Genomic DNA, 1,583 nt, shown 5'->3' with positions numbered 1-1,583 from the left:
TTTGCCGCGCGCGTCGTGCCGTCGACACCCTGCATGCGCAGGCCGAAGCCGACATTGCTGCCGACGCTCATATGTGGAAACAGCGCATAGTCCTGGAACACCGTCGTCGTCGGCCGCTTGGCCGGCGGCACCGCGGTGCAGTCCTCGCCACGGATGAACACCTTGCCTTCGCTGGGGGTGACGAAGCCGCCGAGAATGGACAAGAGCGTCGTCTTGCCGGAGCCCGAGGGCCCGAGCAGGATCGTGTAGCTGCCGGGCTCGATCTTCAGCGAGACATCCTTCAGCACGGTGTGCTGGCCGAAGCGATGCGAGACACTGCTGATGTCGACAAGGGGCGCGCTCATGCCGGCTTTCTCCGAAGCAATGTCAGTTCAAAAAACACCACCAGGACGATGGAGACGGCGAAGACCAGCGAGCCGACCGCATTGGTCTTGGGGTTGAGGCCGGAACGCAGCAGGTTCCAGATTTCGACGGGCAACGTGGTGTCGAAGCGGGTGAGCAGGAAGGAGATCACGAACTCGTCCCAGGAGAAGGTCATCGACAGGAAGAAACCGGCGAAGATAGCCGGCGCCATGACCGGCACGGTGATCAGCAGCAGCACCTTCCATTCCGGCGCGCCGAGGTCGCGCGCGGCGCGTTCGATGTTGATCTGGTGGTCGCCCATCTGGCTGTAGATGATGGCGAAGCACAGCGGCAGGTTGATCACGACATGGCCGATGCCGGCGGCCAGCAGCGATTTCGGCACGCCGGCCCAGTTGAACAGCACCAGAAGCCCCATGCCGATGATGAGATAGCTGACCGTCAGCGGTAGCGTGATCAGGCCGCGCAGCAGTCCGGAGCCGGGCAGGACAAAACGCGCAAAACCCCAGGCGGAAAGGAAGCCGAGCGTGACGGCGGCGACCGACGAGATGGACGCCACCAGCAGCGAATTGACCAGCGCCGAGGTCAGCCTGACATCGGAGAGCACCGCTTCGTACCAGCGCAGCGATGGCCCGGTGAAGGGCGGGATCGGAAACGACGTCGCCTGCAGCGAAAACAGCACCAGCACGATAACCGGCAGGAAGATGAAGCCGTAGACGGCGATCGCGTAGAGCCAGGAGGCGATGCGGACGAGCTGGCGCATCTCAGGCCCGCTCGATCTTCAGCCAGCGGGCGCAGGCGAGGTAGGCAATGGTGACCACCGCCATCAGGATGATCGACAGCGCCGAGGCCAGCGGAAAGTCGCCGCGCCGGCCGATCTGCATCATCACCAGCTGCGGCATCAGCAGCTCGTTGTTGCCGCCCAGGATCTGCGGCGTGATGTAGTCGCCGATGCACAGCACGAAGGTGAGGAAGGCGCCGACCATGATGCCGGGCAAGGTCAGCGGCAGCACGACATGCAGGAAGGTGCGCACCGGCCCGGCGCCGAGATCGGCCGCCGCTTTGCGGTAGCTCGGGCTCAACTGCTTGAGGTTGGCAAAAATCGTCAGCGTCAACAGCATGACGAAGAAATGCACGAAGCCGGTGACGGTGGCGAAACGGGTGTTGGCGAGTTGCACCGGTTCGGCAAACAGGCCGGAGCCGGTCAGCGCACGGTTGACGAC

General features: G+C 64.0%; 3 protein-coding genes. All 3 read right to left on the bottom strand.

Annotation, left to right across the window (positions count from 1 at the left end; translation table 11 throughout):
* Nucleotides 1–344, bottom strand: a 344-nt coding sequence (locus EN935_RS35270; protein WP_164771653.1) for an ABC transporter ATP-binding protein, incomplete at its 3' end; no start/stop codon positions are given.
* Nucleotides 341–1,123 carry an ABC transporter permease gene (locus tag EN935_RS35265; RefSeq protein ID WP_127263160.1) on the bottom strand — a complete coding sequence of 261 codons (783 nt, stop codon included), beginning with the start codon at nt 1,121–1,123 and terminating at the stop codon, nt 341–343. The genes EN935_RS35265 and EN935_RS35270, both read right to left, overlap by 4 nt.
* Nucleotide 1,124: 1 nt before the next feature.
* Nucleotides 1,125–1,583, bottom strand: a 459-nt coding sequence (locus tag EN935_RS35260) for an ABC transporter permease (protein ID WP_164771652.1), incomplete at its 5' end; no start/stop codon positions are given.

The sequence above is a fragment of the Mesorhizobium sp. M7D.F.Ca.US.004.03.1.1 genome, assembly GCF_003998635.1.
GTDB classification, from domain to species: domain Bacteria; phylum Pseudomonadota; class Alphaproteobacteria; order Rhizobiales; family Rhizobiaceae; genus Mesorhizobium; species Mesorhizobium loti.
This window is presented reverse-complemented; position numbering and strand designations above follow the sequence as displayed.

Bases quoted from the DNA above. Each gene is read 5' to 3' on its own strand.
- EN935_RS35265 (WP_127263160.1), bottom strand. From the start codon at position 1,123: ATGCGCCAGCTCGTCCGCATCGCCTCCTGGCTCTACGCGATCGCCGTC.